This window comes from Azospirillum lipoferum, assembly GCF_024170005.1.
GTDB lineage: Bacteria > Pseudomonadota > Alphaproteobacteria > Azospirillales > Azospirillaceae > Azospirillum > Azospirillum lipoferum.
Genome location: NZ_JALJXJ010000027.1, coordinates 23282 through 49524, shown reverse-complemented (window position 1 = coordinate 49524; position 26243 = coordinate 23282). Strand labels below are relative to the sequence as shown.

The 26243-nt window shown below is 66.0% G+C and carries 23 protein-coding genes and 7 pseudogenes; 19 read left to right on the top strand and 11 right to left on the bottom strand.

Annotated features, from left to right (window positions below):
- Positions 1-81: 81 nt before the first annotated feature.
- The 4 genes from J2848_RS34735 to J2848_RS34720 form a co-directional block, all read right to left on the bottom strand.
- Positions 82-1035, bottom strand: a complete 954-nt coding sequence (locus tag J2848_RS34735) for an amidohydrolase family protein (RefSeq protein ID WP_149235330.1) — start codon at positions 1033-1035, stop codon at positions 82-84.
- Positions 1032-2354, bottom strand: a complete 1323-nt coding sequence (locus tag J2848_RS34730; protein WP_170307289.1) for an MFS transporter — start codon at positions 2352-2354, stop codon at positions 1032-1034. The genes J2848_RS34735 and J2848_RS34730 overlap by 4 nt, the downstream gene beginning before the upstream one ends.
- A 257-nt stretch (positions 2355-2611) precedes the next feature.
- Positions 2612-3028 (bottom strand): GNAT family N-acetyltransferase, encoded by a 417-nt coding sequence (locus J2848_RS34725; protein WP_170307290.1) that lies wholly within the window; start codon positions 3026-3028, stop codon positions 2612-2614.
- Between the two features lie 28 nt (positions 3029-3056).
- Positions 3057-3299, bottom strand: coding sequence for a DUF4167 domain-containing protein (locus tag J2848_RS34720; RefSeq protein ID WP_149235332.1), 243 nt, complete (start codon positions 3297-3299; stop codon positions 3057-3059).
- A 101-nt stretch (positions 3300-3400) separates the two neighbouring features.
- Here J2848_RS34720 and J2848_RS34715 point away from each other — a divergent pair, with 101 nt between their 5' ends.
- The 3 genes and pseudogenes from J2848_RS34715 to J2848_RS34705 form a co-directional block, all read left to right on the top strand.
- Positions 3401-3613 (top strand): hypothetical protein, encoded by a 213-nt coding sequence (locus tag J2848_RS34715; RefSeq protein ID WP_170307287.1) that lies wholly within the window; start codon positions 3401-3403, stop codon positions 3611-3613.
- 30 nt (positions 3614-3643) lie between these two features.
- Complete coding sequence (locus J2848_RS34710) at positions 3644-4036, top strand: VOC family protein (protein ID WP_149235333.1); 393 nt, start codon at positions 3644-3646, stop codon at positions 4034-4036.
- A gap of 410 nt (positions 4037-4446) precedes the next feature.
- Positions 4447-4701 (top strand): annotated as a pseudogene (locus J2848_RS34705) (transposase); the annotation flags it as partial.
- Here the strand turns inward: J2848_RS34705 and J2848_RS34700 are convergent.
- Positions 4697-4870, bottom strand: a pseudogene (locus tag J2848_RS34700) (IS5/IS1182 family transposase); the annotation flags it as partial. The pseudogenes J2848_RS34705 and J2848_RS34700 sit on opposite strands and share 5 nt — an antisense overlap.
- Before the next feature lie 563 nt (positions 4871-5433).
- On the opposite strand from J2848_RS34700, the gene J2848_RS34695 reads away from it, so the two are divergent.
- The 7 genes from J2848_RS34695 (at position 5434) to J2848_RS34665 (ending at position 14185) form a co-directional block, all read left to right on the top strand.
- Positions 5434-6855: an FAD-binding oxidoreductase gene (locus J2848_RS34695; RefSeq protein WP_149235334.1), complete on the top strand. Its 1422-nt coding sequence runs from the start codon at positions 5434-5436 to the stop codon at positions 6853-6855.
- A 64-nt stretch (positions 6856-6919) separates the two neighbouring features.
- Entirely contained in the window at positions 6920-8002 is a 1083-nt protein-coding gene (locus J2848_RS34690) for an ABC transporter substrate-binding protein (protein ID WP_149235335.1), read from the top strand.
- A 97-nt stretch (positions 8003-8099) separates the two neighbouring features.
- Entirely contained in the window at positions 8100-9227 is a 1128-nt protein-coding gene (locus tag J2848_RS34685; RefSeq protein ID WP_149235336.1) for an ABC transporter ATP-binding protein, read from the top strand.
- A gap of 1 nt (position 9228) precedes the next feature.
- Entirely contained in the window at positions 9229-11016 is a 1788-nt protein-coding gene (locus J2848_RS34680) for an ABC transporter permease subunit (RefSeq protein ID WP_149235337.1), read from the top strand.
- A 48-nt stretch (positions 11017-11064) separates the two neighbouring features.
- Complete coding sequence (locus tag J2848_RS34675; protein WP_149235338.1) at positions 11065-11997, top strand: dihydrodipicolinate synthase family protein; 933 nt, start codon at positions 11065-11067, stop codon at positions 11995-11997.
- A 109-nt stretch (positions 11998-12106) separates the two neighbouring features.
- The gene (locus J2848_RS34670) at positions 12107-12985 is read left to right on the top strand and encodes an IclR family transcriptional regulator (protein ID WP_149235339.1); all 879 of its coding nucleotides are present in this window, start codon (positions 12107-12109) and stop codon (positions 12983-12985) included.
- Between the two features lie 30 nt (positions 12986-13015).
- Positions 13016-14185 (top strand): alpha-hydroxy acid oxidase, encoded by a 1170-nt coding sequence (locus J2848_RS34665; RefSeq protein ID WP_149235340.1) that lies wholly within the window; start codon positions 13016-13018, stop codon positions 14183-14185.
- A 162-nt stretch (positions 14186-14347) separates the two neighbouring features.
- Here J2848_RS34665 and J2848_RS34660 read toward each other — a convergent pair.
- Positions 14348-14564: pseudogene (locus J2848_RS34660) on the bottom strand (IS3 family transposase); the annotation flags it as partial.
- 43 nt (positions 14565-14607) lie between these two features.
- On the opposite strand from J2848_RS34660, the pseudogene J2848_RS34655 reads away from it, so the two are divergent.
- Positions 14608-15374 (top strand): annotated as a pseudogene (locus J2848_RS34655) (transposase).
- A 26-nt stretch (positions 15375-15400) separates the two neighbouring features.
- Here the strand turns inward: J2848_RS34655 and J2848_RS34650 are convergent.
- Both J2848_RS34650 and J2848_RS34645 read right to left on the bottom strand, forming a co-directional pair.
- Positions 15401-15583 (bottom strand): hypothetical protein, encoded by a 183-nt coding sequence (locus J2848_RS34650; RefSeq protein WP_149235341.1) that lies wholly within the window; start codon positions 15581-15583, stop codon positions 15401-15403.
- Complete coding sequence (locus J2848_RS34645) at positions 15580-17454, bottom strand: sigma 54-interacting transcriptional regulator (RefSeq protein ID WP_149235342.1); 1875 nt, start codon at positions 17452-17454, stop codon at positions 15580-15582. Before J2848_RS34645 ends, J2848_RS34650 begins: the two co-directional genes overlap by 4 nt.
- 184 nt (positions 17455-17638) lie before the next feature.
- Between J2848_RS34645 and J2848_RS34640 the strand changes: the two genes are divergently transcribed.
- From J2848_RS34640 to J2848_RS36325, 6 genes and pseudogenes are all read left to right on the top strand, one after another.
- A complete protein-coding gene (locus J2848_RS34640) occupies positions 17639-19015 on the top strand; it encodes a CmpA/NrtA family ABC transporter substrate-binding protein (RefSeq protein ID WP_149235343.1) in 1377 nt (458 codons plus the stop codon).
- An 11-nt stretch (positions 19016-19026) separates the two neighbouring features.
- Positions 19027-19866, top strand: a complete 840-nt coding sequence (gene ntrB / locus J2848_RS34635) for a nitrate ABC transporter permease (protein WP_149235344.1) — start codon at positions 19027-19029, stop codon at positions 19864-19866.
- A 5-nt stretch (positions 19867-19871) separates the two neighbouring features.
- Complete coding sequence (locus J2848_RS34630; protein ID WP_149235345.1) at positions 19872-20789, top strand: ABC transporter ATP-binding protein; 918 nt, start codon at positions 19872-19874, stop codon at positions 20787-20789.
- Positions 20790-20815: 26 nt separating this feature from the next.
- Positions 20816-21304, top strand: coding sequence for a cyanase (gene cynS, locus J2848_RS34625; protein WP_149235346.1), 489 nt, complete (start codon positions 20816-20818; stop codon positions 21302-21304).
- A gap of 13 nt (positions 21305-21317) precedes the next feature.
- A complete protein-coding gene (locus tag J2848_RS34620; RefSeq protein ID WP_149235347.1) occupies positions 21318-21785 on the top strand; it encodes a nuclear transport factor 2 family protein in 468 nt (155 codons plus the stop codon).
- Positions 21786-22411: 626 nt separating this feature from the next.
- A pseudogene (locus J2848_RS36325) lies at positions 22412-23309 on the top strand (IS630 family transposase).
- A gap of 155 nt (positions 23310-23464) precedes the next feature.
- Here J2848_RS36325 and J2848_RS34610 read toward each other — a convergent pair.
- A pseudogene (locus J2848_RS34610) lies at positions 23465-23668 on the bottom strand (IS110 family transposase); the annotation flags it as partial.
- Between the two features lie 11 nt (positions 23669-23679).
- Positions 23680-24630, bottom strand: coding sequence for a SphA family protein (locus J2848_RS34605; protein WP_149235350.1), 951 nt, complete (start codon positions 24628-24630; stop codon positions 23680-23682).
- 637 nt (positions 24631-25267) lie between these two features.
- Here J2848_RS34605 and J2848_RS36320 point away from each other — a divergent pair.
- Positions 25268-25474, top strand: a pseudogene (locus tag J2848_RS36320) (hypothetical protein); the annotation flags it as partial.
- 86 nt (positions 25475-25560) lie between these two features.
- On the top strand, positions 25561-25824 hold the full coding sequence (locus J2848_RS34595; RefSeq protein ID WP_149235351.1) for a hypothetical protein: 264 nt from the start codon (positions 25561-25563) through the stop codon (positions 25822-25824).
- Positions 25825-25831: 7 nt separating this feature from the next.
- Here J2848_RS34595 and J2848_RS34590 read toward each other — a convergent pair whose 3' ends face one another.
- A complete protein-coding gene (locus J2848_RS34590; protein ID WP_149235352.1) occupies positions 25832-26242 on the bottom strand; it encodes a winged helix-turn-helix transcriptional regulator in 411 nt (136 codons plus the stop codon).
- Between the last annotated feature and the right edge of the window lies 1 nt (position 26243).

The window sequence follows — 26243 nt, the reverse complement described above, 5'->3', positions numbered from 1 at the left end:
GGGAAAGGAGTGACCATGACGGTCACTCCTTTTTTATTGCCGGCACGACGCCGGCGCCTCGCCCGGAAAGCCTGCCGACAATCAGGAGAAGCCGAAGAGGGTGGCCGGATTCGTCACCAGAATCTTCTTCCGCGTCGAAGCGTCCGGCGCCCAGCCCGTCAGCAGGTCGAACAGCAGGGCATCGTCCGGCTTTTCCTTTTCGGTCGGGTGGGGCCAGTCGCTTCCCCAGATCACCCGCTCAGGAGCGGCCTGCACATAGGCGCGGGCGAGCGCACCGGTGTCGGCATAGGCCGGCGGACCGAGTTTGGTGTCGACATAGGGTTCGGACAGCTTGATCCAGCTGCGGCCCTTGCCGACGATGCGCAGGATGGCCTGCGCCCCCGGATGCGACAGGCCATCGGGCTGCGGAATGCGTCCGAGATGGTCGAACACCACGGGAACCGGCAAACCGGTCAGCACCTCTTCGAAGCGGGCGATCTGCTCGCCCGACATCAAGACCTGCGCATGCCAGCCGAGGGGGGCGATGCGGGCGGCCGTCTCGATCAGACGCTCCGGCGTCGTGACGCCCCAGCTCTGCGGGGTGAGGAAATTCACCCGGACGCCACGCACGCCCAGATCGTTCATCCGTCGCAGCTCGGCGGCCGTCGTGTTCTCGTCGATGACGACGATGCCGCGGGCTTCGCTTCCGAACTGTTCGAGCGCGTCGAGCAGGCAGCGGTTGTCGACACCATAGGTCGAGGGCTGCACGATCACATGCCGGGTGATCGACAGCTTCTTCTGCAACAGCCGGTAATCGGCGACGGTCGCCCCGTCGGGCCGGCCGCCGCGCCAATGCGGCGATACCGGGAAACGGGCGTCGTAGATGTGATGGTGGCTGTCGCAGGCGCTCACCGGGGCCTTCAGGGCCGGCGGCTCGGTGCCTGCGGAATTCGGGACGGTCTGGGCCAGGGCGGGCCGGGGAGCGATCCGGGTACCGGCGAGCGCGCAGGCTCCGCCCACCGCACCACCGACCAGGAGAGTGCGCCGGGTGATCATGTCACCCCCTTCGGCGTGAACTTGTCGCGGCCGGGATCGCCGAGAACGGCCATGACCGCCGCCCCGGTGAGGAGGATGGCCGACAGCACATAGAGCGGCGTCGAGAAGCTCATGGTCGTCTCCCGCAGATAGCCGATCATGTAGGGCCCGGCGAAGCCGCCGAGATTGCCGATGGACACGATGAGCGCCAGACCGGCCGCGGCGGCGCGTCCGGTCAGGAAGCCGGACGGGATCGCCCAGTAGGTCGCCTGGAACGACAGGATGGAGACCACGGTCACGGTCAATGCCAGCATGGCCGGCAGGGGGGCCGTGAAGGTCGCGCTGACCGACAGGGCCAGACCGGCCATCGCCAGAGCGCCGCAGACGAACCACAGCCGATGGTTCGAGCGGTTGGCGAAACGCGCCCAGAGGAGCATGCAGACGGCACCGAGCGCATAGGGTGCAGCGGAGATGAACCCGACCGCGACGTAGCTGACCCCAAAGCCGCGCACGATCTGCGGCATCCAGAGCCCGACCCCGAGCGAACCGCAGATGCCGCAGAAATTGACCAGCGCGAGCACGAAGACCTTCGGGTTGGCAAAGGCATCGCGCAGCTTGTTGCCGTGGCGGGCGGCGAGAAGCGACTGTTCGGCGGCCAACTGCTCGCCGAGCGCGCGCCGTTCCCCGTCTTCCAGCCACTTGGCGTCGGCGGGTCCGTCGGAAAGGACGAAGAGGCAGGCGATCCCCAGCAGGACCGCGGGCAGCCCTTCGATGATGAGCAGCCATTGCCATCCGGCAAGACCGCCGAAGCCGTCCATGGTGAGCAAGGCGCCGGAGATCGGCGAGCCGATCATGTTGGCAACGGGAATGCCGACGAGGAAGGCCGCGGTCGCCTTCCCGCGCCAGGCACCGGGAAACCAGTAGGTGAAATACAGATAGACGCCCGGCGTGAAGCCGGCCTCCGCCATGCCGAGCAGCAGACGCATCACCGAGAAGCTCACCGGTCCGGTGACGAAGCATGTCAGCGTCGACAGCAGGCCCCAGCTGATCATGATGCGCGCGATCCACAGACGCGCCCCGACCCGCTGCATCATCAGGTTGCTGGGGATCTCGCAGAGGAAATAGCCGAGAAAGAAAAGTCCCGCTCCCCAGCCGAACTGCGACGGCGTAAGGCCGAGATCGCGGTTCATCTGCAGGGCGGCGAAGCCGACATTGATGCGATCGAGATAACTGACGACGTAGCAGACGAAAATGAACGGAATGATGCGCCGCATCACCCTCGTCATCGTCGGCTCGATGCTGATCGCCGGTGCCATTGCGGCAGCGGACGCGCTTCCCATACGCCTTCTCCCATCATTGTTTTGTGCCGTGAGGCGACATTCGTTGGGGCGAACCATAGAAGCTGTCCGCAGATAATGCAACGACGTTTCATTTTATGGGGGGCGGCTTATGGCACCGGCGGCTTGCAGATCGGACAGGCGAAGGGCAGAGGCCTGTGCCGGCCCCTTTAGGGAGAAGGAAATTTGAGGGATTGCGGGCTCAAAGAATCCGGCGGGCGAGCCGTTCCGAATGCATCCGAATGCCGGGTTCGGAAGCGTCAGCCCCAACGCTTCGCCATCCAAACGCGGTCCTGCCCCGGAGGCCGGTCGCGCAGGCGTCCGATTTCGACATACCCGTGCTTCTCGTAGAAGCCGATTGCCTGGAAGGTCGAGGTTGTCAGTTGCGCGCCGATGGCTCCCTTGCCTCGGGCCGCGTCCTCGGCTTGCGAGAGAATGCGGCTGCCATGGCCCTGCCCACGGAATGCGGTTTCGATCCAGAAATTGTCGATCTGCAGCCAGCACAATGTCAGCATGCCGCGGATGCCGCCGCGCAGCAGGCCGGCATCGTCCTTCAGCATGACCGTCAACGGCACGCGCGGCCAGTCGCCCGCTTTCTCGACCAGATGCGCAAGCAGGCCGGCCGTTATGCCTTCCGCTTGGGGGGGAGCAGCCGCTTCATGAACTTCTATACGCATCGCCCCTCCCGATCGCGGCGGCTTGGCTTCAGTCCTGCCCGCGTGAGACGCGGAACCAGTGTTCAGCATATTGCCGGCACAGCTCAGCCTCCACGCCGTCACCGGCACGTTCGGCATCGGCGGCGCGGGCGAGCCACTGAGACTGTTTTTGAAGCGCCGATCCGTTCACACGGGCGGGCGATGGTCGAACCCCGGCCGAAGCGGCAGCGGTGGGGCGGGGCTTGCTGAAATTCGGTCGCGGCACTGATGCGCGGGGCCTGGAGGGTGGCATGGGGCCTGTCGATTTCCTTGAAAGAGTGCGAGGTCATCCGTCGATCCGGGAGAGTCTACGCTGCGCATCGCTTCGACGCGCGAAAATTCTCCGATGCCGCAGTGTCGCGAACGTCTGCCGGCGCGCCGACCGGCATCGGGGAGGGCGGCCGACCGGCTGGGCTGGTGTCTGTTGACAGGCGGAGGACCGGTGTCGGCGCGGTGGTCAACACCGCCAAGGTACAGATCACCCACGTGCTGACGCTGGACGAGATCAACAAGGGCTTCGACCTCATGCACAAGGGCGAGAGTATCCGCTCGGTAGTCGTCTACTGATTTTTTCCTATTCTATCGGGGAGAATGGCAATGGCGGTGATTTCTGGCGACGACATTTTTTCGCACGTCATGATCGGCTGCAACGACGTGGCGACTTCGGCGAAGTTCTATGATCCGGTGCTCGGCGCGCTGGGCATCAGGAATCTCGGGCCATTCGGCGACTGGATCCTCTACGGTCGCGACAAGCCCGCTTTCCTGCTGACCAAGCCGGGCAACGGCCAAGCGCCGTCGAGCAACGGCGTGACCATCGGCTTCGCTGCCGCGACCACGGCCGAGGTCGACGCCTTCTACAAGGCGGGGCTCAACAATGGTGGCACCGACGAAGGCGCCGCCGGCCCGCGCAGCCACCTGCCGGGCGCCTATGCCGCCTATCTGCGCGATCCCGGCGGCAACAAGATCTGCGCCTATACCTTTACCGAATGAGGTGGGCGCATGGCACTCGATGTCGTTTCGACCAACCGCTCATTCGGTGGTGTGTGGGGTGTACAAGCATTACTCGGCCACCACCGGCACGGACATGACCTTCTCCGTATTCATGCCTCAGCATGCTGGGGGTGCACGGCTACCGGTGGTCAGGTATCTGTCCGGCCCCACCAGCACCCATACGAACGTGACCGAGAAGGATGAATGATGCGAGCAAGGCGCCGCTCATCGACCATTATCGCATGTGGAGTTACGTTACCGAGGAACTATCGGCGCTCGTGTCGGGGAAGTTCCCGGCCGATGTCGTGCGGCAATCGATCGTACGAAAGTCGGTTGGTAGTTGGCGGGGAAGGGATTGCCGGATAAGGAAGTCGGTCCCGCTGAAGCCGTGCCCCGCCGTGCCCCGGATGATGCCATACAAAGCCAACGGGAGCCGACGTCACAAGATCCCGAAGGTCCGCTATCGGGTTGAGAACTGGGCGTCTTACGATGCGGCGCTTCGCCGCCGGAGAGACCTGAAGATCTGGGTGTCGTCGGAAACGATCACCGTTTGGACGCCGCCCGCCAAGTGGCGGCGCGGCCGGCCATCGCGCTACTCCGATATTGCCATTGAGGCCGGGTTGATGCTGCCCTTGGCGTCCGGTCGGCCGTGGCGCCAGACCGACCACGCCGCCCCGTTTTGGCCGGCGTCCAAGCGGCGATCGCCTCGGGTGTCACCCACACCGTCAGATCGCCACGCCGGCCGAGCGCCGCATCGTAAGATGCCCAGTTCTCCACCCGGTAGCGCGCCTTCGGGATCTTGTGGCGGCGGCTCTCGTTGGCCTTGTAAGGCATCGGGCTCTCGGCTTCAGCGGAACGCCTCGATACCCGCCAGAACCCTCAGCCAGCCCCCAAGGATTTATGCGCCAACCTCGCTCAGCAGGGCTGGATGGGACGTCTGGAACAGGATGGAACGGTTTTCCCGACCTGTTCCACCGCTCCCTTGGCCGGCCCGCGTTAAAGTCTGTCTGATTTATATAGAAGCATTCCCTGCATGTCGGATGTATGCGGCGCACTCGTGTGGCTGGAAGTCGCGGCAGACCGGATAGCGGGAATGGCCGCCGGTGCGGATCGCTTCCAGCAGTTCCGCCTGCGGCTTGCCGAGGTCGAGTCCCCGCCCGCCGGGCGGGGCTGCTCCATCCTGGTTGAAACCAGCCGAAGATGTGGTGGGTGTCCGACTGCTTGCAAGAAGCCGCTGCGTTTGGATCCGTGCCGGAAATTTTGCGCCCTGACCAAAAATTCGGCCTCTACGCAAAAAGTGGATTGTTGGCGTACCAATCACCGTCTATCATATTCCAGTCGATGTAATCGAATACCGATTATAAAAACGAACACCATGCAGATCAAGGAGATCGCGTGTGGACGTGATCGCTGAGCTGTCGGGCCTGATCGGCGCCGACGCCGTTCTGACATCCAAATCCGACCTGGACGCCGTGACGGAGGACTGGCGCGGCCGCTACCGCGGGCCGGCACTCTGCCTCGTCAGGCCGGCGAATGCCGAACAGGTTGCGGCGGTGGTCCGCTGCTGTGCTCGCCATGGCGTGCCGGTGCTGCCGCAGGGTGGCAACACCAGCCTGTGCGGCGGCGCCGTCCCATCGGAAAGCGGCCCCGCCCCGGTGATCCTCAATCTGGCGCGCATGCGCGCGGTGCGCAGCATCGATCCGGTCAACAGCACGATGGAGGTCGAGGCCGGTTGTGTGCTCGCCACCGTGCAGGAAGCGGCGGCGGCGGCCGGGCGGCTCTACCCGGTCAGTCTGGGCGCCGAGGGATCCTGTCAGATCGGCGGGACGATCGCGACCAATGCCGGCGGCACGTCCGTCCTGCGCTACGGCAATACGCGCGACAATGTGCTGGGGCTGGAGGTTGTGCTGGCCGACGGCACGATCTGGTCCGGCCTGTATGGCCTGCGCAAGAACAACACCGGCTACGACCTGAAACACCTGTTCATCGGATCGGAAGGCACGCTGGGTATCATCACGGCAGCGACGCTGAAGCTGCATCCGCTGCCGACGCGCCATGCCGTCGCCTGGATCGGGATGGCCGGTCCGGCCGACGCGCTGGTCCTGCTGACCCGCATGCAGGAACGCTGCGGCGCCCGGCTGTCGGCCTTCGAGATGATCAACCGCCTCCAGCTCGACTTGGTGGTGGAGCAGGTTCCGGGCCGCCGCAGCCCGATCGAGACGCCGGCCGACTGGCATATCCTGATCGAGCTGTCCGACAACAGCGAGGGCGATACGCTGGATGCCGAACTTCAGGCGATCCTGGAGGACGCCTTCGGCGACGGGCTGCTGACCGACGCGGCGCTCGCCGCCAGCGACGCCCAACGCCATGCCATGTGGGAGGTGCGCCACAGCGTGTCGGAGGCCAACAAGAAGGCCGGCGTCGGCCTGACCACCGACTGCGCGGTGCCGCTGTCGGCGGTGCCCACCTTCATCGACGCCGCAACGACCGCGGTGCAGGCGCTGGTGCCCGGCTTGCCGGCGATCGTCGTTGCTCATCTCGGCGACGGCAACGTCCATTTCATCCCCTTCTTCACCTTCGGCGCCTGGAATGCGGTGGCCGACCGCGAGGCGCTGGCCGCCGCCATCCGCCATGCGGTGAACGATGAGGCCGCCCGGCTGAACGGCACCTTCAGTGCCGAGCACGGCGTTGGTCGCGTCCAGTTGGGTGAAATGGCGCGCTACAAGCCCGCCGCCGAACTGGCGCTGATGCGCGCGGTGAAGCAGGCCCTCGACCCGCAGAACCTGTTCAATCCCGGCCGCCTGCTGCCTTCGGGCTGAGGTCCGTTCCGTCCCTTCTTCCGCGGTTTCTTCTCCGTTCCGGCCCACCAAGAGGAGTCCCGACATGAGCATCCGCCAAACCGGCTGGTCCCGCCGCACCCTGCTGAAAGCTGGCGCCGCCGGCGCCTCCACGCTTGCCATGCCGGCGATCTGGAGCCCGGCCCGCGCGCAGAACAAGCGGATCGTCGTGCGGGACGACGGCGGCATCTACACCAAGGCCTATGGCGAGGTGTTCTACAAGCCCTTCACCGCCGCGACCGGCATCGAGGTGGTGGGCGTCCAGGCCAATGCCGAGCCGACGGCGCAGATCCGCTCGATGGTGGAAGCCAGGTCCTACACCTGGGACATGGCGAAGATCAGCCAGCCGGCAATCCTGATGCTGACCGGCGGCGACAAGCCAATGCTGGAGAAGCATGGACTGGAGACCGATCCGGCCGTCGCCTCGATCCCCAAACAGTACATCTCGGAATACGGCGTCGGCACCAACGTCTACTCGACGGTGCTGGCCTACCGCACCGACGCTTTCAAGGGCCGCAAGGCACCGGCCTCCTGGAAGGATTTCTACGACGTCGCCAACTTCCCCGGCCGCCGCGCCCTGCGCAAGCACCCGTTCGACACCATCGAGCAGGCGCTGATGGCCGACGGCGTGCCGACCGGCGAGGTTTATCCCTGCGACCTCGACCGCGCCTTCAGGGCGCTGGACCGTATCAAGAAGGACATCGCCGTCTTCTGGACCAGCGGCGCACAGGTCGAACAGATGCTGCTGTCGGGCGAGGTCGATATGATCCCGACTTGGGTGTCGCGTCCGCAGGCGGCCATCGCCGCTGGCGCACCGGTCGGCATCGTCTGGGACCAGAACATCTGGGGCCTCGACAACTGGGCGATCCTGGCCGGCACGCCGAATGCGGACGCCTGCCGCCAGTTCATCAAGTTCGCTTCCGATCCCAAGCGGCAGGCGGAGCTGGTGAAGTATTTCCCGGCCGGCGTCACCCAGCCGGACGCCTTCAAGTACATCGACTCGAAGATCGCCGCCGACTGCCCGACCTTCCCGGCTAACATCGAGCACGGCGTGCAGATCAACGCCGACTACTGGCTGAAGAACCAGCAGAAGGGTCTTGAGCGCTACAATGCCTGGCTGCTGAGCTGAGGCGGAGCAGGGGTGGGGGATGCCGTCACGGCGCCTCCGCCCCCGTCTTCCCGCACCCCATTCCCCTTCGGCCCCACCCTTTCGCGAGGAGGCGCGCATGTCTTCTTCCAGCCTTTCCGTCCAGGGTCTTGCCAAGCGCTACGGCGACTTTGTGGCGCTCGCCCCCACGGATCTCGTCGTCGCCGACGGCGAATTCCTGACGCTGCTTGGTCCGTCGGGCTCCGGCAAGACGACGCTGCTCAGCCTGCTGGCCGGGTTGGTGCCGCCCGACGAGGGAAGTGTGCGCATCGGCTCGCAGGACGTCACCTACGCCCCGCCCTATGAGCGGGACATCGGCGTGGTGTTCCAGAATTACGCGCTGTTCCCGCACATGACCATCGAGGAGAACATCGCCTTCCCGCTGAAGATGCGGAAGGTGCCGGCGGCCGAGGCCAAGCGGCGCGCGGGCGAGGCGTTGGAGATGGTCCATCTGCCGCACATCGCCGGCCGCTATCCGCGCGAGCTGTCGGGCGGCCAGCAGCAGCGCGTCGCGCTGGCCCGCTGCATGGTCTACAAGCCGTCGATCATCCTGATGGACGAGCCGCTGGGCGCGCTCGACAAGAAGCTGCGCGAGCATATGCAGCTGGAGATCAAGCGCCTGCACCGCGAGCTGGGAACGACGGTCGTCTACGTCACCCACGATCAGGAAGAGGCGATGACGATGTCCAACCGTATCTGCCTGATGAATGCCGGGCGGATCGAACAGCTGGGCACGCCGGCCGACCTGTATTTCCGCCCGCGCTCGCTGTTCGTCGCCGATTTCCTGGGCGAATCCAACATCCTGCCCGCCGCGCTCCGCAGCCGCAGCGGCGACGAGGTGGAGATCGGCCTCGGCACGCTGGGCGTGTCCGGCCGGGCGCTGGCCAACGGCAACGAGCTGCCGCCGGGTACCGAGGTGCGCGTGATGGTGCGGCCGCAGAACCTGACGGTCGCCCGCAAGGGCGGGAACACTCCGGACGAGCTGCAAGGCCGCGTGTCGGAGGTGATGGTCACCGGCAGCCTGACCAAGGTCTATATGGAGCCGCTGGACGGCAAGCTGCCGCCGCTGGTCGCCGCCTTCCCCACCCGCAACGACGATGACGCGGTCCGCATCGACGACGTGCTGACGCTGTCCTGGAGCGGCCGCGACGCCGTGGTGATCGCCGACAAGATCGCCGATGCCGCCCGTGCGGCCGGGACGGCGTGAGATGAGCGGACAGACCGTGACCATGACCCACGCCCCGGACGCCAAACGCCATTCGCCCCCGCCCGCCTGGCGCAAGCCCGTACTGATGGGCGCGCCGCTCGTGCTGCTGCTCGTCGGATTCCTGGTCTTCCCGGTCGGGCAGCTGCTGGCGCTCAGCGTCTACAACGGGCAGGGCTTCACGCTGGCGCCTTATGCCCAGCTCTTCGCCTCCAGCCTCTACGTCACCGTCCTGTGGATCACGCTGAAGATCTCGCTGGCGACGACGCTGGTCGCGGTGGTCGCGGCCTATCCGATCGCCTACCTGATCTCCATTGCCAAAGGGCCGGCGAAGAGCCGGCTGATCTTCTGGGTCCTGCTGTCCTTCTGGACCAGCTTCCTGGTGCGTGCCTTCGCCTGGGTCGTCATCCTCGGCCGCAACGGCGTTGTCAACAGCACGCTGATGTCGCTGGGCATCATCGACCGGCCCCTCGACCTGCTCTACGGCTTCGGCGCCGTGCTGGCCGGCATGGTGCATGCCATGCTGCCGCTGGCGGTGATGACCATGCTGGCGGTGATGGAGAACATCGACCGCACCCTGCCTCGTGCCGCCGGCACGCTGGGAGCCCGGCCCGGCACCGCCTTCTGGACCGTCTATTTCCCGCTGTCGCTTCCGGGCGTCGCCGCATCGGCGATCATGGTCTTCGTGTCGGCCATCGGCTTCTTCATCGTGCCCGCCCTGCTGGGCGGCCGGAAGGAGACGATGATCACCCAGCTGATCATCGATCAGGTGCAGCAGACGCTGAACTGGGGGCTGGCCGGCGCCATCTCGGTCCTGCTGCTGACGGTCGTGCTGGTGGTGTTCGTGCTGTACGACCGCGTCTTCGGCTTCGCATCGCTGACCGGCGAGAGTGCGGTGGTGCGCAACCGCGACACCGCCATGCGGCGGCTGGGCGGGCGCGTGCTGGGCATGCTCGGCTCGGCCAGCGACACAGCTATCGGCCTGCTGCCGCGCCGCCATCCCATCCGCGGCCGGGCCGAGCACCCGCTGGCGCTGACCGGCTTCGTCTGGCTGCTGCTGGCGCTGATCAGTCTGCCCGCCTTCCTGATGATCCCTCTGTCCTTCGGCAAGGGCGGGCTCGCCTGGCCGCCGTCGGGCTTCACTCTGCAATGGTATCAGCAGCTGCTGGACTCGCCGATCTGGATGCAGGCGCTGTGGCGCTCCATCGTGGTGGCCTTCGGCACCGGCCTCCTGGCAATGGCGATCGGCGTTCCCGCCGCCTTCCTGATGGTGCGCAGCCAGATGCGGGGCAAGGGCGCCATGCTGGCCTTCATCCTGTCGCCCATCGTCGTGCCGCGCATGATCATCGCCGTCGGCATGTTCTATGTCTTCGCCCAGATGGGTCTGGTCGGCACCATCCTGGGGCTGGTCATCGGCCACACCGTCGTGGCTGTGCCCTATGTGGTGATGACCATGATGGCGGTGCTGCGCAACTACGACACCCGGCTGGACATGGCGGCGCAGAGCCTGGGCGCCCGGCCGCTGGCGGCGCTGCGCCACGTCACCTTCCCGATCCTGGGGGCCGGCATGCTGTCGTCCTTCCTGTTCGCCTTCGCCACCTCCTTCGACGAGCTGACCATCTCCCTGTTCTCCTCGGGCGGGCTGAGCGCCACGCTGCCCAAGCAGTTCTGGGACGAGGTGACGCTGCAGGTCTCCCCCGTCGTCGCGGCGGTGTCCACCGGGCTGCTGTTGTTCGTCGCCACCCTGATCTATGTCGCGGACCGGCTGCGCCGGCGCAGCCTCGCCGGCTGATCCCGACTTCCAACCGCTTTCACCCTCCGCTTCTTCCAAGGACTAGACATGCTCAACGCCACGAAGCTTCGCGGCATCCTGCCCGCCACCCCGACGCCGGTCACCGCCGACGGCACCGTCGACGTGGCGGCCTCCAGAGCGCTGTTTTCCTGGCTGTTCCGCCAGGGCATCGACGGGCTGGTCCCGCTCGGCGGCACCGGCGAGTATGGCGCCTTGGCGAAGGACCAGCGCATCCGCTTCGCCGAGCTTTCAGTGGAGGCGATGGCCGGCGCGGGCGAGAAGCGCGGGCCGGTGGTCGCCGGTGTGCTCGACACCGGCTATTACGACGCGCTGGCCGCCGGCCGCGACTTCGCGGCGGCCGGAGTGGATGGGCTGCTGGTGCTGACCCCCTACTACACCAACCCGACGCAGGCCGGCATCCGCGACTATTTCCTGCGCTACGCCGACGAATCGCCGGTGCCGATCCTGATCTACGAGATCCCCTACCGCACCCGCATCGCCATCGATCCGGAGATCCTGCACGAGCTGTCGCGGCACGAGCGGATCGTCGGCATGAAGGCCTGCAACACCGACATGTATCATTTCCTGCGCACGGTGGCCGGGGTGGACCCGTCATTCGCGGTGCTGAGCGGTGAGGACACGCTGTTCCCGCTGCATGTCGCGGCCGGGGCCCGGGGCGGCATCGTGGTGACGGCCAACCTGCTGCCGCGGGCGTGGCGGCTGATCCACGACCTCGCCTCCACCGGCAAGCTGGACAAGGCGCTGGAGATCCACCGGACGCTGATCCCGATGATGAATCTGGCTTTCGCCGAGACCAACCCCGGCCCGATGAAGGCGGTGATGGACCTGATCGGCGTGGAGGCCCCGGCGATGCTGGCGCCGCTGCGCGAGCCGGCCGAGCCGCTGAAGCAGTCGCTGCGGCGTGAGCTTTCACGCCTGCTCGTCACCTATGAGGGAATGCCGGCCGCCCGCCCGGAGTGACCTGCCGTACCGCGGCGCGTGGCATTCGGTTCGCCGGATGCTATGCGTTAGCGCGGAGGTGCCGGACCATGAGCCGGCCGGATAAAAGACTGTCTTGGGGGAATTGCCGATGACGCGGACAGCAGGGCGGACGCCGAAGGCGCAGGCGTCCGTGACGCCAACAGATGCGGCGGCGACGGCTGCGGAGCCGGACGGCAGGAAGGCCGACCCGCGCGAGTCCTCGCTGTTCGTTGGCTCGACCGAGAAGACCTTCCAGATCCTGCACGCTTTCGACGGGCCGCACCGGCAGATGCCGCTGTCGGAGATCGCCAAGGCGGCGAAGCTGGACCGCAGCGCCGCGCAGCGGTTGGTCTACACGCTGGAGGTTCTGGGCTATCTGCGCCGGGTCCACGGCACGCGCAACTATGCGCTGACGCCGAAGCTGCTGCAGTTCTCCTACAACTACCTGCGCGCCAACGAGCTGATCGAGAAGGCTTTCCCCTACCTTCTCGATATCAGCCGCAGCGTCGGCGAGACCACCAACCTGCAGGAGCTGGACGGCGCCGAGATCGTGTTCGTCGCCCGCTTCCCCGGCAAGCATCTGGTCAACATCGAATTCATGGTCGGCAGCCGTCTGCCCGCCTATTACACCGCGTCCGGCACCGCCATCCTGTCGCGCCTGTCGGAGGAGGAGCGGGAGGAGATCCTCGCCCGCACCGACCTGCACCCGCTGACCCCGTTCACCGTCTGCGATCCCGACCGGCTTCGTGCCCGCGTGCGCGAAGCCGGGGAGAAGGGCTATGCCCTGCTGATCAACGAGACGGTGATGGGCGACATCTCCGTCGGCGCCGCCATCACCGACGAGCATGGCCGCGCCGTGGCCGGCCTCAGCATCTCCGTCCCGGCCACGCGCTGGACGCCGGAGCAGGTCGAGCAGGAACTCGCTCGCCATGTGCAGGTGGCCGCGGCCTCCATTTCCGTCCACAAGTTCGGCAGCTACTCCCGATAGCAGCCCCACCCCGCGGGAGGCGGTGACCTCATGGCGGCCCTCCAGACATGCCTGAACATCGACGAGTTGCGGCTGCGCGCCCGCCGTTTCCTGCCGCGCGGCCTGTTCGAGTACATCGACCGCGGTACCGAGGACGAGACGGCCCTGCGCCGGCTGCGCGACAGCTTCGAACAAGCCGAACTGACGCCGCGGGTGCTGGTCGATTGCAGCGAACGTCATGCCGGCGTGACGCTGTTCGGCCGCGACCGGCCGCTGCCCTTCGTCATCGCGCCCACCGCCGCTGCCGGTCTGGTCCGTTATGACGGGGAGGTGCTGCTGGCGCGGGCCGCCCGCGCCGCCGGCATTCCCTTCTGCGTCTCGACCCAGTCGATCACCAGCATCGAGGCGATCGCCGAGGCCGGGGCCGAGCTGTGGTTCCAGCTCTATGTCTGGCGCGACCGCAGCCTGACCCATGCCCTGCTCGACCGGGTCGCCGCCTGCGGCGTCGACACGCTGATACTGACGGTGGATACCGCCGTCTCGCCGAAGCGCGAGTACAACCGGCATAATGGCTTCAATGTCCCGGTCACTCCGTCCCTGCGCGGTGCGCTGGACGTGGCCCGGCATCCGGCATGGCTGGGCGGCGTGCTGCTGCGCCTGCTGGCTGAAGGCGGCTGGCCAGGCTACGCCCATTATCCGCCGCAGTTCCGCACCCGCATCACCGATGCGGCCTCCCACGACCCGATCCGGCTGTGCGACGGGGTGAGCTGGGACGACGTGGCCGAGCTGCGCCGCCGCTGGCAGGGGCGGTTGATCCTGAAGGGCGTGCTGGCGCCGGAGGATGCGCTGCGGGCGGGTGGGACCGGGGTGGAGGCCATCGTGGTGTCCAATCATGGCGGCCGCAATCTGGACAGCGCGCCGGCGCCGCTTGCGGTGCTGCCGCGGATCGTAGATGCCGTCGGCGGCCGTATGACGGTGCTGGCCGACAGCGGGGTGCGGCGAGGCAGCGACGCCGCCAAGCTGCTGGCTGCCGGGGCGGCGGCGGTCCTGCTCGGCCGAGCGCCGCTGTTCGGGCTTGCCGCTGGCGGACAGGCCGGGGCGGAACATGCGCTGGCGATCCTATGGGACGAGCTCGAGCGGACGATGGCCCTGCTCGGCTGCCGGACGGTCGCCGACCTGCGGTCGATCTCCTTTCCCGGCATCGATGCGCAATCCAGCTGACATTTCCCCACGCGTTCGCCAGGGCCGGCGTGGTGCAGGGATCAAGATTGGCGGTGGCTTGCAGATCGGCATAGAAGCCGTGTGCCGTTGATACCAGCCACCCTACCGACCGAGGGCCGTTCAAACATCACGTGATCTTGCCCCGGTTCGGTGGAGACGGGTTCACGCGGATTTCAGCTCGGCTCGCTCGAGCGTTCTGTAGCCGATGGCCGAGTGTGTGCTGTCGATTGTAGTAGGTCTCGATGTAGGCGAATACCTGTCGGCGGGCCTGCTCGCGTGTCTCGAAGCGAGTGCGATGGACCAACTCGACCTTGAAGGTGTGGAAGAAACTCTCCATGGGGACGTTGGTGCAAAAAGGTCGAACTGGTGGTGGTCGGGAGGACGAGCGGGTATAGAAGCGGCCGGCTGAATCCGGGACCCCGATGCCCCACAAGGCCAACGAGCCGCGCCGCCACAAGATCCAAGGCCCGGTACGGTGTGGAGAACTGGGCGGCCTACCATGCGGCACTGCGCCGGCGGGGAGACCTGACGATCTGGGTGACGCCGGAGGCGATCGCCGCGTGGACGCCGCCCACCACGGGGTGGTGTGGCCGCCCTTCCCGCTACTCGGACTTGGCGATCGAGGCCGGGCTGATGCTGCGGCTGGCGTTCGGTCGGCCGTGGCGCCAGACCGAGGGTTTGCTGGGTTCGCTCATGCGCCTGTTCGGCCTGGACCTCCCGGTTCCCGATCATACGACGTTTTCCCGGCGCAGCACCAATCTGGCTGTCGTGTCGGCGCCGGTCAGATCGGACGGGCCAGTCACCCTGGTCATCGACTCCACCGGGCTGAAGGTGTTCGGCCGGGGCGAGTGGCACCGGGAAAAGCATGGAGGCCAAGTGCGCCGGACGCCGAGGTGATCATCCCACCGCGCGCGACCGCGGTGGCAAGCGACACCACCCAGAGCGCCTCCACCCGGCGCGACCGCCACATCCAGATGATCAAGGAGCGTGGTCGTCTGGGCTGGCAGCGAGCCGTCCAATACGGCAGGAGATCGTTGGTCGAGGTGGCGATGCTTCGGTCAAGGCCCTGATCGGACGCAGCCTGCGCGCCCGCACTCTGCCCGCACAAAAAGTCGAAGCCAAGGCCGCCTGCGCCGTCATCAATCGCATGACCAACCTCGGCATGCCAACCTCCCGGAAGGTCGCCTGATCTCCATCGCCTCCGGGCGAAATCCGTCAGCAAGCCGAGTTCTGCACCAAAGTAAACCGGAAGTAGAGCCACACCACCGTGGCGATGACCGCGGCGGGGAAGCGGCAGCCGACGTAGCGGTGATCACGGGGCGTCGTCATGGCAACCCTATACTCGCCCCCCTGCCGCTCCGCCACCGTGGACTTGACGGTGCCTTTCCGCGCCATCATCGCCGACTCGCGATTCCCAGAGCCTTCATCCGGGACGCCAGCGTTGTCGGGCGCAGCCCCAGCCGTTCCGCCGCCCCGCCGGGGCCGGACACCTTGCCGCCGGCCGCGTCGAGCGCCGCCAGGATGTTCGCCCGGTCACGCGCCCGCCGGTCGGCCTCGGTCTCCACCGCGGTCGCGGGCGGCGCCACCGCCTTCGCCGAACCGCGCACCGGCAACGCACCCGCCGGCAGGTCGAGGGTGATCCGCCCCTGGCTCGCCAGGATCGCCGCCCGCTCGATCACGTTCTGCAATTCGCGGACGTTGCCCGGCCAGCGGTAGGCGCTGAGCTGACGGACGTTCCCCTCCGTCAGGGTCACCGGCCCGGTGTTCAGCTTGCGCGAGGCCGCGCGCAGGAAATGGGTGGCCAGCAGCGGGATGTCCTCCGGCCGGTCACGCAGCGGCGGGGATTCGATGGGGAAGACGTTCAGCCGGAAATAGAGATCCTCGCGGAAACGCCCGCGCTCCACCTCGGCGCGCAGGTCGCGGTTGGTGGCCGCGACGACTCGGACGTTGACCTCGCGGGTGCGGGTCTCGCCGACCCGTTCCAGCTGCCCCTCCTGGAGGACGCGCAGCAGCTTGCCCTGCTGGTCGAGCGGAATCTCGCCGACCTCGTCGAGGAAGAGCGTGCCGCCGTCGGCCAGTTCGAACCGGCCGACCCGGTCGCGCAGCGCTCCGGTGAAGGCGCCGCGGGCGTGGCCGAAGAACTCGCTCTCGAACAGCTCGCGCGGGATGGCGGCGCAGTTCACGCGGATCAGCGGACGGGTGTTGCGGCGGCTCGCCTCGTGGATAGCGCGGGCGATCAGCTCCTTGCCGGTACCGCTCTCGCCGGTGACCAGCACGTTGGCGTCGGTCGGCGCCACCAGCTCGACCTGCCGCAGGATGTGCTGGATCGCGGCGCTGCGGCCGATCACGCCATGATGGTTGCCGGTCTGGCGGATCTCCTCCTGCAGATAGGCGTTCTCCAGTTCCAGCCGCTGGCGCAGCCGGTCGACCTCGGCCAGCGCGGCGCGGAGATTCTCCTCCGCCTCGCGGCGCTGGCTGACGTCGCGGAAGACCACCACCGCGCCGACCACGGCGCCGCCGGCGCGGATCGGCGTGCTGGTATATTCGACCCAGATCGGCCGGCCGTCGCGGTGCCAGAACACCTCGTCCGACACCCGGTGGACCTCTCCGTCGCGGAAGGCGGCGTAGATCGGGCACTGGTGGTTGGGGTAGGCGGAACCGTCGTGCCGGTGGTGGTGGACGATCGCGTGCATGTCGCGCCCCAGCATCTCCGCCGCCGGCCAGCCGAGGATGCGCTCGGCCGCCGGGTTGACGAAGCTGGTCTTGCCGTCGGCGTTGACGCCGTAGATGCCCTCGCCGGCCGCCTGGAGGATGAGCTGGTTCTCCCGCTCGATGTCCTGGAACACCCGCTCGACCCGCCGCCAGGCGCCGATGCCGCCCTGCATGTAGCCGTCGGCCTCGCAGTCGACGTCGCGGCGGCGGCGCTCATCGAGGTCGTGCAGGGTCAGCAGGATCGCCGGCCCATCGGAACCCGTCTGCGGCAACCGGGAACCGGCATATTCGAGCCGCAGATCCGTTCCCGTCCCGTGGCGCGGCGACAGGGCGCGCGACCAGTGGACGCCCTGCGCCAGCACCGCTTCGGTGAAGACGATCAGGGCCGGCTCCTGCCCGCGGTGCAGATCCGGGAACAGGGTCGCCCGCAGCACGCCGCGCCCGTAGCCGAGCAGCCGGCAGGCGGCCTGGTTGGCGTCGAGGATGCGCCCGTCCGCCGGATCGACGACCAGACAGGCGTCGAGCCCATGTTCGAAGGCCAGACCGAAACCGTCCATCCCCGACTCACGACATCTCGTAATCGACATCACGATAATTCGTGATTCACGAAATCCCGTCAATCGTCAGTTCACTCCAATCCGAGGATTTTCAACGGCTTGAGCGCGGCTCCGGTCCTGGCACGGCCTTTGCCATCCTGGAGACCAAGAACACGGAAGCACTGCAGACGGAGAGAAGCGAGACATGGCCACCTTCGACGATCCGTACGATCCTTCCAAGCCCCTGAGCCGCCTCGGCTGTTCCTGCGGCCGGCACGCCTCCCAGGCCGACCATGAGGTCGACCACGGGGCCGACACGTCGAGCGGTTCCGAGGCTCGGCTGACCCGTGTCGTCCAGGGCGCCATCATGCGGGCTCTGTTCCCCGACGATCTGACCCGGCGCAATTTCCTGCGCGCGGTCGGCACCTCCACCGCGATGGCGGCGGTCGCGGCCTTCCTGCCGGTCGGGCTGGCGACCGAGGCGCTGGCGGCCAGCGGGCCGCTGGAGAAGACCGACCTGAAGGTCGGCTTCATCCCGATCACCTGCGCGACGCCGATCATCATGGCCCACCCGATGGGCTTCTATGCCAAGCAGGGGCTGAACGTCGAGGTGGTGAAGACCGCCGGCTGGGCAGTGATCCGCGACAAGACGCTGAACAAGGAATACGACGCCGCCCATATGCTGTCGCCGATGCCGCTGGCGATCACGCTGGGTGCCGGCTCCACCCCCATCCCCTACACCATGCCGGCGGTGGAGAACGTCAACGGGCAGGCGATCACGCTGGCCATGAAGCACAAGGACCGGCGCGATCCCAAACAGTGGAAGGGCTTCAAGCTGGCCGTGCCCTTCGACTATTCGATGCACAACTACCTGCTGCGCTATTACTTGGCCGAGGCCGGGCTCGATCCCGACACCGACGTGCAGATCCGCGCGGTGCCGCCGCCGGAGATGGTCGCCAACCTGCGCGCCGACAACATCGACGGCTTCCTGGCGCCGGACCCGGTGAACCAGCGCGCCGTCTATGACGGGGTCGGCTTCATCCATCTGCTGTCCAAGGAGATCTGGGACCGCCACCCTTGCTGCGCCTTCGCCGCCTCGAAGGCCTTCGTGACGGAGATGCCGAACACCTACGCCGCCCTGCTGCGCGCCATCGTGGAGTCGACCGCCTACGCCTCGAAGCCGGAGAACCGCAAGCAGATCGCCGAGGCCATCGCGCCGGCCAACTACCTGAACCAGCCGGTGACGGTGCTGGAGCAGGTGCTGACCGGCACCTTCGCCGACGGGCTGGGCAACGTCCGCAAGGTGCCCGACCGTGTCGATTTCGACCCGTTCCCCTGGGAATCCTTCGCCGTCTGGATCCTGACCCAGATGAAGCGCTGGGGCCAGATCAAGGGCGAGGTCGATTACGCCGCCGTCGCCCGGCAGGTCTTCCTCGCCACCGACGCCGGGCGGCTGATGGCCGAGGCCGGGCTGGCGGTGCCGGCGGCGACGTCGAAGGGCTTCTCGGTGATGGGCAAGCCCTTCGACCCGGCGCAGCCCGACGCCTACCTCGCCTCCTTCGCCATCAAGCGCACCGGCTGAGGGGAGAGCTGATGAACGTCTCGCTCAATGTGCGGGCGGCGGTGCTGTCGGTCGGCATCCTCGTCCTGTTCCTGGCGGCGTGGTACGCCGCGACCACCGGCTCCGGCCCGGTCGCCCCGATGGATCCGGAGTACGCCAAGCTGATGGGGCTGACCGCCACCCAGGGCAAATCGGCGATGCCGGGGCCGCTCGACGTCGCGGCGACCCTATGGGGGCATCTGCGCGATCCCTTCTACGTCCGCGGCACCAACGACGTCGGCCTGGGCATCCAGCTCGGCCATTCGGTGCTGCGGGTGGCCGGCGGCTATCTGCTGGCGGTGCTGGTCGCGGTGCCGGGCGGCTTCCTGATCGGCATGTCGCCGCTGATGTCGCGGGCGCTCGACCCCTTCATCCAGGTGATGAAACCGATCTCGCCGCTCGCCTGGATGCCGCTCGCCCTCTACACGATCAAGGACAGCGGCAAGTCGGCGATCTTCGTGATCTTCATCTGCTCGCTGTGGCCGATGCTGATCAACACCGCCTTCGGCGTCGCCAACACCCGCAAGGAATGGCTGAACGTCGCCCGCACGCTGGAGGTCGGGACGCTGCGCCGCGCCTTCCTGGTGATCCTGCCGGCCGCCGCCCCGACCATCCTGACCGGCATGCGCATCTCCATCGGCATCGCCTGGCTGGTGATCGTCGCCGCCGAGATGCTCGTGGGCGGGACCGGCATCGGCTACTTCGTGTGGAACGAGTGGAACAACCTGTCGATCACCAACGTGATCACCGCGATCCTGGTGATCGGTCTCGTCGGCATGATCCTCGATCAGGCGCTGGCCCGCGTGGCGCGGCTGGTGACCTTCCCGGAGTGACCCCCATGACGGACGGCAACATCATCTCCATCGAGGGGATCGCCCGCCGCTACCCCGCACCCGGCGGCAAGGGCAAGAGCACCACCATCTTCGAGAATCTTTGGCTGGGCGTCCGGCGCGGCGAGTTCGTCTGCACCATCGGCCATTCCGGCTGCGGCAAGACGACGGTGCTCAACATCCTGGCCGGGCTGGACGCCCCCAGCGAGGGCACGGTGATCGTCGACGGGCAGGCGATCGACGGCCCCAGCCTGGACCGCGCGGTGATCTTCCAGAGCCACGCGCTGCTGCCCTGGCTGAGCGTGCAGGGCAACGTCGCCTTCGCCGTCAGGTCGCGCTGGCCGGACTGGAGCGCCGCCCGCATCGAGGAGCAGGCGAGGCGCTTCATTGCCCTGGTCGGGCTGGCCGGGTCGGAGCGCAAGCGCCCGGCCGAGCTGTCCGGCGGCATGAAGCAGCGCGTCGGCATCGCCCGCGCCCTGTCGATCGAGCCGAAGATCCTGCTGATGGACGAGCCCTTCTCGGCGCTCGACGCGCTCACCCGCGGCACGCTGCAGGACGAGGCGCGGCGCATCTGCATGGAGACCGGCCAGACCACCTACATGATCACCCACGACATCGACGAGGCGATCTACCTCGCCGACCGCATCGTGCTGATGACCAACGGTCCCGGCGCCCGCGTCGCCGAGATCGTCGAGAATCCGCTACCGCGCGACCGGGCGCGGACGGACCTGTACCGCCACCCCTCCTACTACCCGCTGCGCAACCACCTGATCGAGTTCCTGGTGACGCGCAGCCGCACCCTGCGCGACGCGCCGGCCGACGGCTGGGATCCCCGCCACCCGCCGGTGGTCCGCCCCGGCGCCCATCCGGAACTGGTTCCCGGCGAACCGTCCCTTCATTCCGTCCCCAACGCGCTCAGCGCCTGAACCCCGTTTCCACAGGAGAACCGACCATGAAGCGTGAAGACCTGACCGAGAAGATCCTCGACATCAAGCGCGAGAAGAACCTGACCTGGGCGCGGATCGCCGAGACCATCGGCGGCCATTCGCCGATCCTGATCACCGCGGCGCTGCTCGGCCAGATGAAGCTGACCAAGCCGCAATGCGCGAAGGCGGCCGAGCTGTTCGGTCTGACCGAGAACGAGGCGAAGATGCTGAACGAGCCGCCCTACCGCGGCTCCATCCCGGCGCTGCCGCCGACCGATCCGCTGATCTACCGCTTCTACGAGCTGGTGATGGTCTACGGCACCACCTTCAAGGAACTGATCCAGGAGGAGTTCGGCGACGGCATCATGTCGGCGATCGACTTCGAGATGACGATGGAGCGCCAGCCGAATCCCAAGGGCGACCGCGTGCGCCTGGGAATGTCGGGCAAGTTCCTGCCCTACAAATACTACGGTAACGACGAGACGGTGCCCGACTACGGCTTCGGAAACCCCTGAGGAGCATGCCGCGATGAGCGCCCGTCCACCGCTTCCCCCCTTCACCGCCGAGACGGCGGCCCAGAAGGCCCGCCTGGCCGAGGACGCCTGGAACAGCCGCGATCCGGAGCGCGTCTCGCTCGCCTACACCGAGGACAGCCGCTGGCGCAACCGGGCGGAGTTCATCCAAGGCCGCCCGGCCATCATAGGGCTTCTGTCCCGCAAATGGGCGCGCGAGCTGGATTACCGGCTGATCAAGGAGGTCTGGACCTTCCACGGCAACCGCATCGCCGTGCGCTTCGCCTACGAGTGGCACGACGATTCCGGCCACTGGTACCGCTCGCACGGGAACGAGCAGTGGGAGTTCGACGAGCAGGGCCTGATGCGCCGCCGCGAGGCCAGCATCAACGACGTGCCGATCCGGGCGGAGGACCGCAAGTTCCACTGGCCGCTCGGCCGCCGGCCCGACGACCATCCGGGGCTGACCGACCTGGGGCTGTGAGGGGTGCGGTGCTTGCCCCCTCACCGCCCTTCCCCAATAGGCACTAACTGTTTGGTTGCGGAACGTTGTCGGGACGTGAGCTGTTGGGCTATCTGGGAATACGGCGCGTGGCTCAAGCGACGCCTTATGACGTCGTGCGTCGGCGCGCCGGAATTCGGCGCAGACCTGTCCGTCGACGCCATGATGAGCAAAGCTGACCCGGCGTCCGTCCCGCCGTCAACCCCGTGAGCCGCCGTAAGGCGGTGGCCCGCCAGGGCCAGGGTTGATGGCGGGGCGGCGACAGGTAACCTCTGCCATGGCAACGAGTGCCTGCTGAAAGGCTACAATCTCGCCTGCAACGGTTGCCACCGGGTCTTCAACGGGTCTTGGATGGCCGATCCCCCGACGAGGTCGTGAGCGAGCGACTGAAAGCAAGGCCGGAGCTGATCAATCCAACCTATCGACCTCCCGATCCCTGCTCCCTGACCAAAACCAAAATCGCGGCGCGGCTGAAGGTTTGCAGGGCCAAGGAGGTGTCGCAACCTGACAGCTAGAGCGTTCTCAGGTTGCCTGGAATCGCTGAGGGGGATTCCCATTGCCGTCGTAGCATGATTCGCTGCTCCCGGATTTCCGGTCTGGGGGTAGCGATGGCATGGCGTCAGGGGCAGAGCCATTCGGACGATCTTCGGTCCTGGGTTCTGGCGGCGGTTGATGGCGGCATGGCCGTGCGCGCTGCCGCCTCGGTGTTCCAGGTCAGCATCTCCTACATCTACAAGGCGCTAATCCGACGCCGGACCACCGGCGAGACGGCGGCCAACCGGTCGCGCGGCCACCGCCCCTGCAAGTTGACACCAGAGCAGGAGACCGCGCTTGCGGCCCATCTGCGGACACACTCGGACATGACGCTGGCGGCGATGCAGACGTGGCTGGAGAGCGAGCATGGCGTCCGGCTGAGCAGCGGCGCACTGTGGACGGCCATAGATCGGCTCGGGCTGACGCTCAAAAAAAGACACTCAAGGAGAGCGAGCAGGACCGACCGGACGTCGCGGCCCGTCGACGGGTCTGGCGGGCGGCCCAGCCCTTCGTCAATGCCGACCGGCTCGTCTTTATCGACGAAACCGGCGCCTCCACGAAGACGCCTCGGCTGTACGGCCGGACGCCGCGCGGCCAGAGGCTGATTGCCTCGGCGCCTTTCGGGCACTGGAAGACCACGACCTTCGTGGCCGCGCTGAGACGTGACGGCCTGACCGCGCCGATGGTGCTCGACGGGCCGATGACCGGAGCGGCCTTCCTCGCCTACGTCCAGCAGGTGCTGATCCCAACCTTGCGGCACGGCGACATCGTCGTGCTCGACAATCTGCCCGCCCACAAAACCGCCGAGGTCCGCCCCGCCATCCAAGCGTCCGGCGCCCAACTCTTCCTGCCGCCGCCCTTTAGCCCCGACCTCAATCCCATCGAGATGGCCTTCGCCAAGCTTAAGACCCTGCTGCGCCAAGCCAGTGCGCCAACTTCTTCCGCGCCGCAGGGTATCGAGACTCATTCTGAAAATGCTCTAACCGACCGGACCAATGACCACCTCGCGCCCGCCGCCGCCCGAGGTGGGGCATGCCCCACCCCGGGCGATCATCGATTTTCCACCACGCTCTCGGACGCTAACGAACTCGATTGGTTGGCGTTTGGCCGGAAGCCTCAGCGTCCGGTCAGGCGGCGGCTGGCGAAGCCTCTCCCGCCCAGCGGAATTCCGTGCCGTCGCTCCACATGCGATGCATGATCACCGCCAACCGGCGGGCGAGTGCCACGATTGCCTTCTGCTGGCCGCGCCGCTTGGCGATGGCCATCGCCCAAGCCTTGAGCCATGACCACTTCTGCACCCGTGTCAGCATGACCTGGGCGGCCTCGTAGAGAAGGTTGCCCATCAGAACTCGTGGTCGAGACGAATTACCAGTTTGCTGCCTTTTGAACGATTCTCGGCCAAGGTTTCTTGGTAATAATTTATCCAGAAGAAATTGTTCTCGTTAATACTCACCATCATGCCCGGCCCGACGCCCAGGACTTGTTCTTTTTGTCCCGGCAGGCGAGCATGATCCACCTTGAGATCAGTGAACTGCTTGAAGAAATACCCGTTCAAACCGACGGTCACTGTCGGGGTCAGGGTGTATCCGATGGCAAAGTTGATGTTGTAGGCTTGGCCAGCCTGGGATGACTTAGCATCCTGATATCCAACCCAGGGTCGGTTGTTCTGGGCATTCCAAAGATAGCTAAGCCGCGCCGATATGGAGAGGCTGGGCGTGACAAATGCGGTAAACGCGTAGTACGGATTGAACGTGACGGTATTGCTTCCCGGATTGAAGGCGTATTTGGGACTATAAGAGCCTAGGGGAAATAAGAAATCCAGCTCGATCCTCTGCGAGAAAAGAGGTCCGTTCTCTCCCATGATCGGCTTGAACTGGTAGCCACCGCCAAGCATCACATCGCCAATACCTGCCTGAGCTTTCAAGACTTTATTCTGCAATCCATCATCAATACGTGCCGTTTCAAATATAGGAAGCAAAAAATCGAAAACGAGATGACCATCGCTGAAGCGACCCCATTCTGGAGTATATATAAGCTGATTGATCATGCTGTTGATTCGGGTGTCCTGATTAGGTAGTTTTAGAGATTTACCATCGGCATCAGTGATTTTATCGGCGGAATAGATGATTTGATAGCCGACATAGTGCCATTCTCCAGACCCAGGAACCGGCAGACCATCGTAGAAGCTTGTGTTACCCATGTTCGAGTTTGGCTGGTCCGCAGCCTTAGCTTGTTGCATGGCCAGGACGGAAGAAATACAAAAGAGTGATGCGGCCCAATATTTCAACACCATTCCTCCCCATTTTCTTGTTTGTAGTGGACTTAGGCGAGATCCCAGCCACCGCCTCTACTTGCCCGTCTTGACAGGCCATGCAATTCGGCAGCCGGGCGTGGTAGAGTCGTTAAACAGTAGTTGGTCATCGCTCGGCGACGGCCCCGCCCCGTAATGGACCGGGAGCCGCGCCCGAACGCCCGCGTGCGGCCGATGGTAGGCCGGCCCAGCGGCCATCGTCGAAGGCCCGGCGCGCAGCCGACTGCCCTGTCGAAATCGGCGTTGGATGCATCGACAACCTGGGAAATTTCCCCACCAGAAGAAGGATCGATGACCGACAAAGTCACGTCATGCGTCGACGCCATCCACTCATTGTTGATGAAGAGCGCGGGGCGGCGCAAAAGCGTCTTCTTAACGGCCGAGGAATATTTACCTCGTTCGAGCCTTATCATCCGCAATTTCAATAGCAATCGCTATTCAATTTCTTCTCCCTAAACAATTTGTTGTCTGAACAATATGCATCTGAACCAACGCCGCCGATACGGCGGAAATACTTATGGCAGCTATAAGGTCGACACTCGATGCAGGAAGAAAACCGCTCTCTGCGCTAATGACATACCTGCAGATATCAAGCGAAATTTAGCACTACACGGATGCGGTGGTGATGCCAGTGAGCAACGACGCGCTGCTGCGCGTAGTTCGCCGCCAGGGCAGTCCCAAGTTCATGCCGCCAACCGTCATTGGAGTCGATGACTGGGCCTGACGGCGCAATCAGCGCTGCGGAACCCTGATCTGCGACTTGGAGCGCCACCGGACCATTGCATTGTTGCCGGATCGCGAACCGGCGACCATTCAGGCTTGGCTTGAAGGCTCCAGGTCCGCACCGTCGCCCAGGACCGCAGCGGTGGCCAGTCGGACATGCAATCGCTGCACAGGGCGCGGGAGCGTTTGGTGAACGAACGGATCGCGCTAATCAGCCACCTGCGGGCGCTCCTGCTGGAACGGGGCATCAACGTGGCGCAGGGGCGGCGCCAACTGGAAAAGGAATTGCCCGGCATCCTGGCCGACGAGACGTTGAGCTTGAGCCCCCGCGTCCGCCAGTTGGTCAGCGACTTGCGCGAGGAATGGCAGGGGCTGGATCTACGGTTCACACGTTTTGACCAAGCCGCAGGAAGGCCAGAATATCGTAGAGATTGTGTTGGGAAATTTCCGTAAGCGCACTTCATGCCTCGTCGAATGCCGCTCGCGCGGCGTGGATCGTGGCTTGGTTGGCTTCGGCCCAACGAATGACAGCGCCAAGCGCAGGCAGCAGCGACAGACCAAGAGGTGTCAGGGCGTACTCGACGGCCGGCGGTGTGGTCGGAAAGACCGTGCGGCTTAGCAACCCTTCGCGCTGCAATCCCTTAAGGGTTTGGGTAAGCATGCGCTGCGAGATATCGGCAAGCGCACGGCGCAATTCACCAAATCGATGCGGACGATCCTGCAGGGCAATGAGGATGAGCACCGACCATTTGTCATTGATATGGGACATGACGTCCCGGATCGGGCAGTTGTCCGGCGAGAAGCCTTCGGCGCGGATGTCGTCAAGTGATTTCAAGAATGGATCGGGCGGGGCTTTCGTCTGTCGGGGCATA

Coding starts and splice junctions, on each gene's coding strand:
- J2848_RS34720 (WP_149235332.1), bottom strand. CDS start 3,299: ATGCCACCCTCCAGGCCCCGCGCATCAGTGCCGCGACCGAATTTCAGC.
- J2848_RS34630 (WP_149235345.1), top strand. CDS start 19,872: ATGACGGACGGCAACATCATCTCCATCGAGGGGATCGCCCGCCGCTAC.
- J2848_RS34640 (WP_149235343.1), top strand. CDS start 17,639: ATGGCCACCTTCGACGATCCGTACGATCCTTCCAAGCCCCTGAGCCGC.
- J2848_RS34670 (WP_149235339.1), top strand. CDS start 12,107: ATGACGCGGACAGCAGGGCGGACGCCGAAGGCGCAGGCGTCCGTGACG.
- J2848_RS34650 (WP_149235341.1), bottom strand. CDS start 15,583: ATGATGGCGCGGAAAGGCACCGTCAAGTCCACGGTGGCGGAGCGGCAG.
- J2848_RS34735 (WP_149235330.1), bottom strand. CDS start 1,035: ATGATCACCCGGCGCACTCTCCTGGTCGGTGGTGCGGTGGGCGGAGCC.
- J2848_RS34690 (WP_149235335.1), top strand. CDS start 6,920: ATGAGCATCCGCCAAACCGGCTGGTCCCGCCGCACCCTGCTGAAAGCT.
- J2848_RS34645 (WP_149235342.1), bottom strand. CDS start 17,454: ATGGACGGTTTCGGTCTGGCCTTCGAACATGGGCTCGACGCCTGTCTG.
- J2848_RS34685 (WP_149235336.1), top strand. CDS start 8,100: ATGTCTTCTTCCAGCCTTTCCGTCCAGGGTCTTGCCAAGCGCTACGGC.
- J2848_RS34680 (WP_149235337.1), top strand. CDS start 9,229: ATGAGCGGACAGACCGTGACCATGACCCACGCCCCGGACGCCAAACGC.
- J2848_RS34665 (WP_149235340.1), top strand. CDS start 13,016: ATGGCGGCCCTCCAGACATGCCTGAACATCGACGAGTTGCGGCTGCGC.
- J2848_RS34590 (WP_149235352.1), bottom strand. CDS start 26,242: ATGCCCCGACAGACGAAAGCCCCGCCCGATCCATTCTTGAAATCACTT.
- J2848_RS34605 (WP_149235350.1), bottom strand. CDS start 24,630: ATGGTGTTGAAATATTGGGCCGCATCACTCTTTTGTATTTCTTCCGTC.
- J2848_RS34710 (WP_149235333.1), top strand. CDS start 3,644: ATGGCGGTGATTTCTGGCGACGACATTTTTTCGCACGTCATGATCGGC.
- J2848_RS34730 (WP_170307289.1), bottom strand. CDS start 2,354: ATGGGAAGCGCGTCCGCTGCCGCAATGGCACCGGCGATCAGCATCGAG.
- ntrB (WP_149235344.1), top strand. CDS start 19,027: ATGAACGTCTCGCTCAATGTGCGGGCGGCGGTGCTGTCGGTCGGCATC.
- J2848_RS34725 (WP_170307290.1), bottom strand. CDS start 3,028: ATGCGTATAGAAGTTCATGAAGCGGCTGCTCCCCCCCAAGCGGAAGGC.
- J2848_RS34620 (WP_149235347.1), top strand. CDS start 21,318: ATGAGCGCCCGTCCACCGCTTCCCCCCTTCACCGCCGAGACGGCGGCC.
- cynS (WP_149235346.1), top strand. CDS start 20,816: ATGAAGCGTGAAGACCTGACCGAGAAGATCCTCGACATCAAGCGCGAG.
- J2848_RS34675 (WP_149235338.1), top strand. CDS start 11,065: ATGCTCAACGCCACGAAGCTTCGCGGCATCCTGCCCGCCACCCCGACG.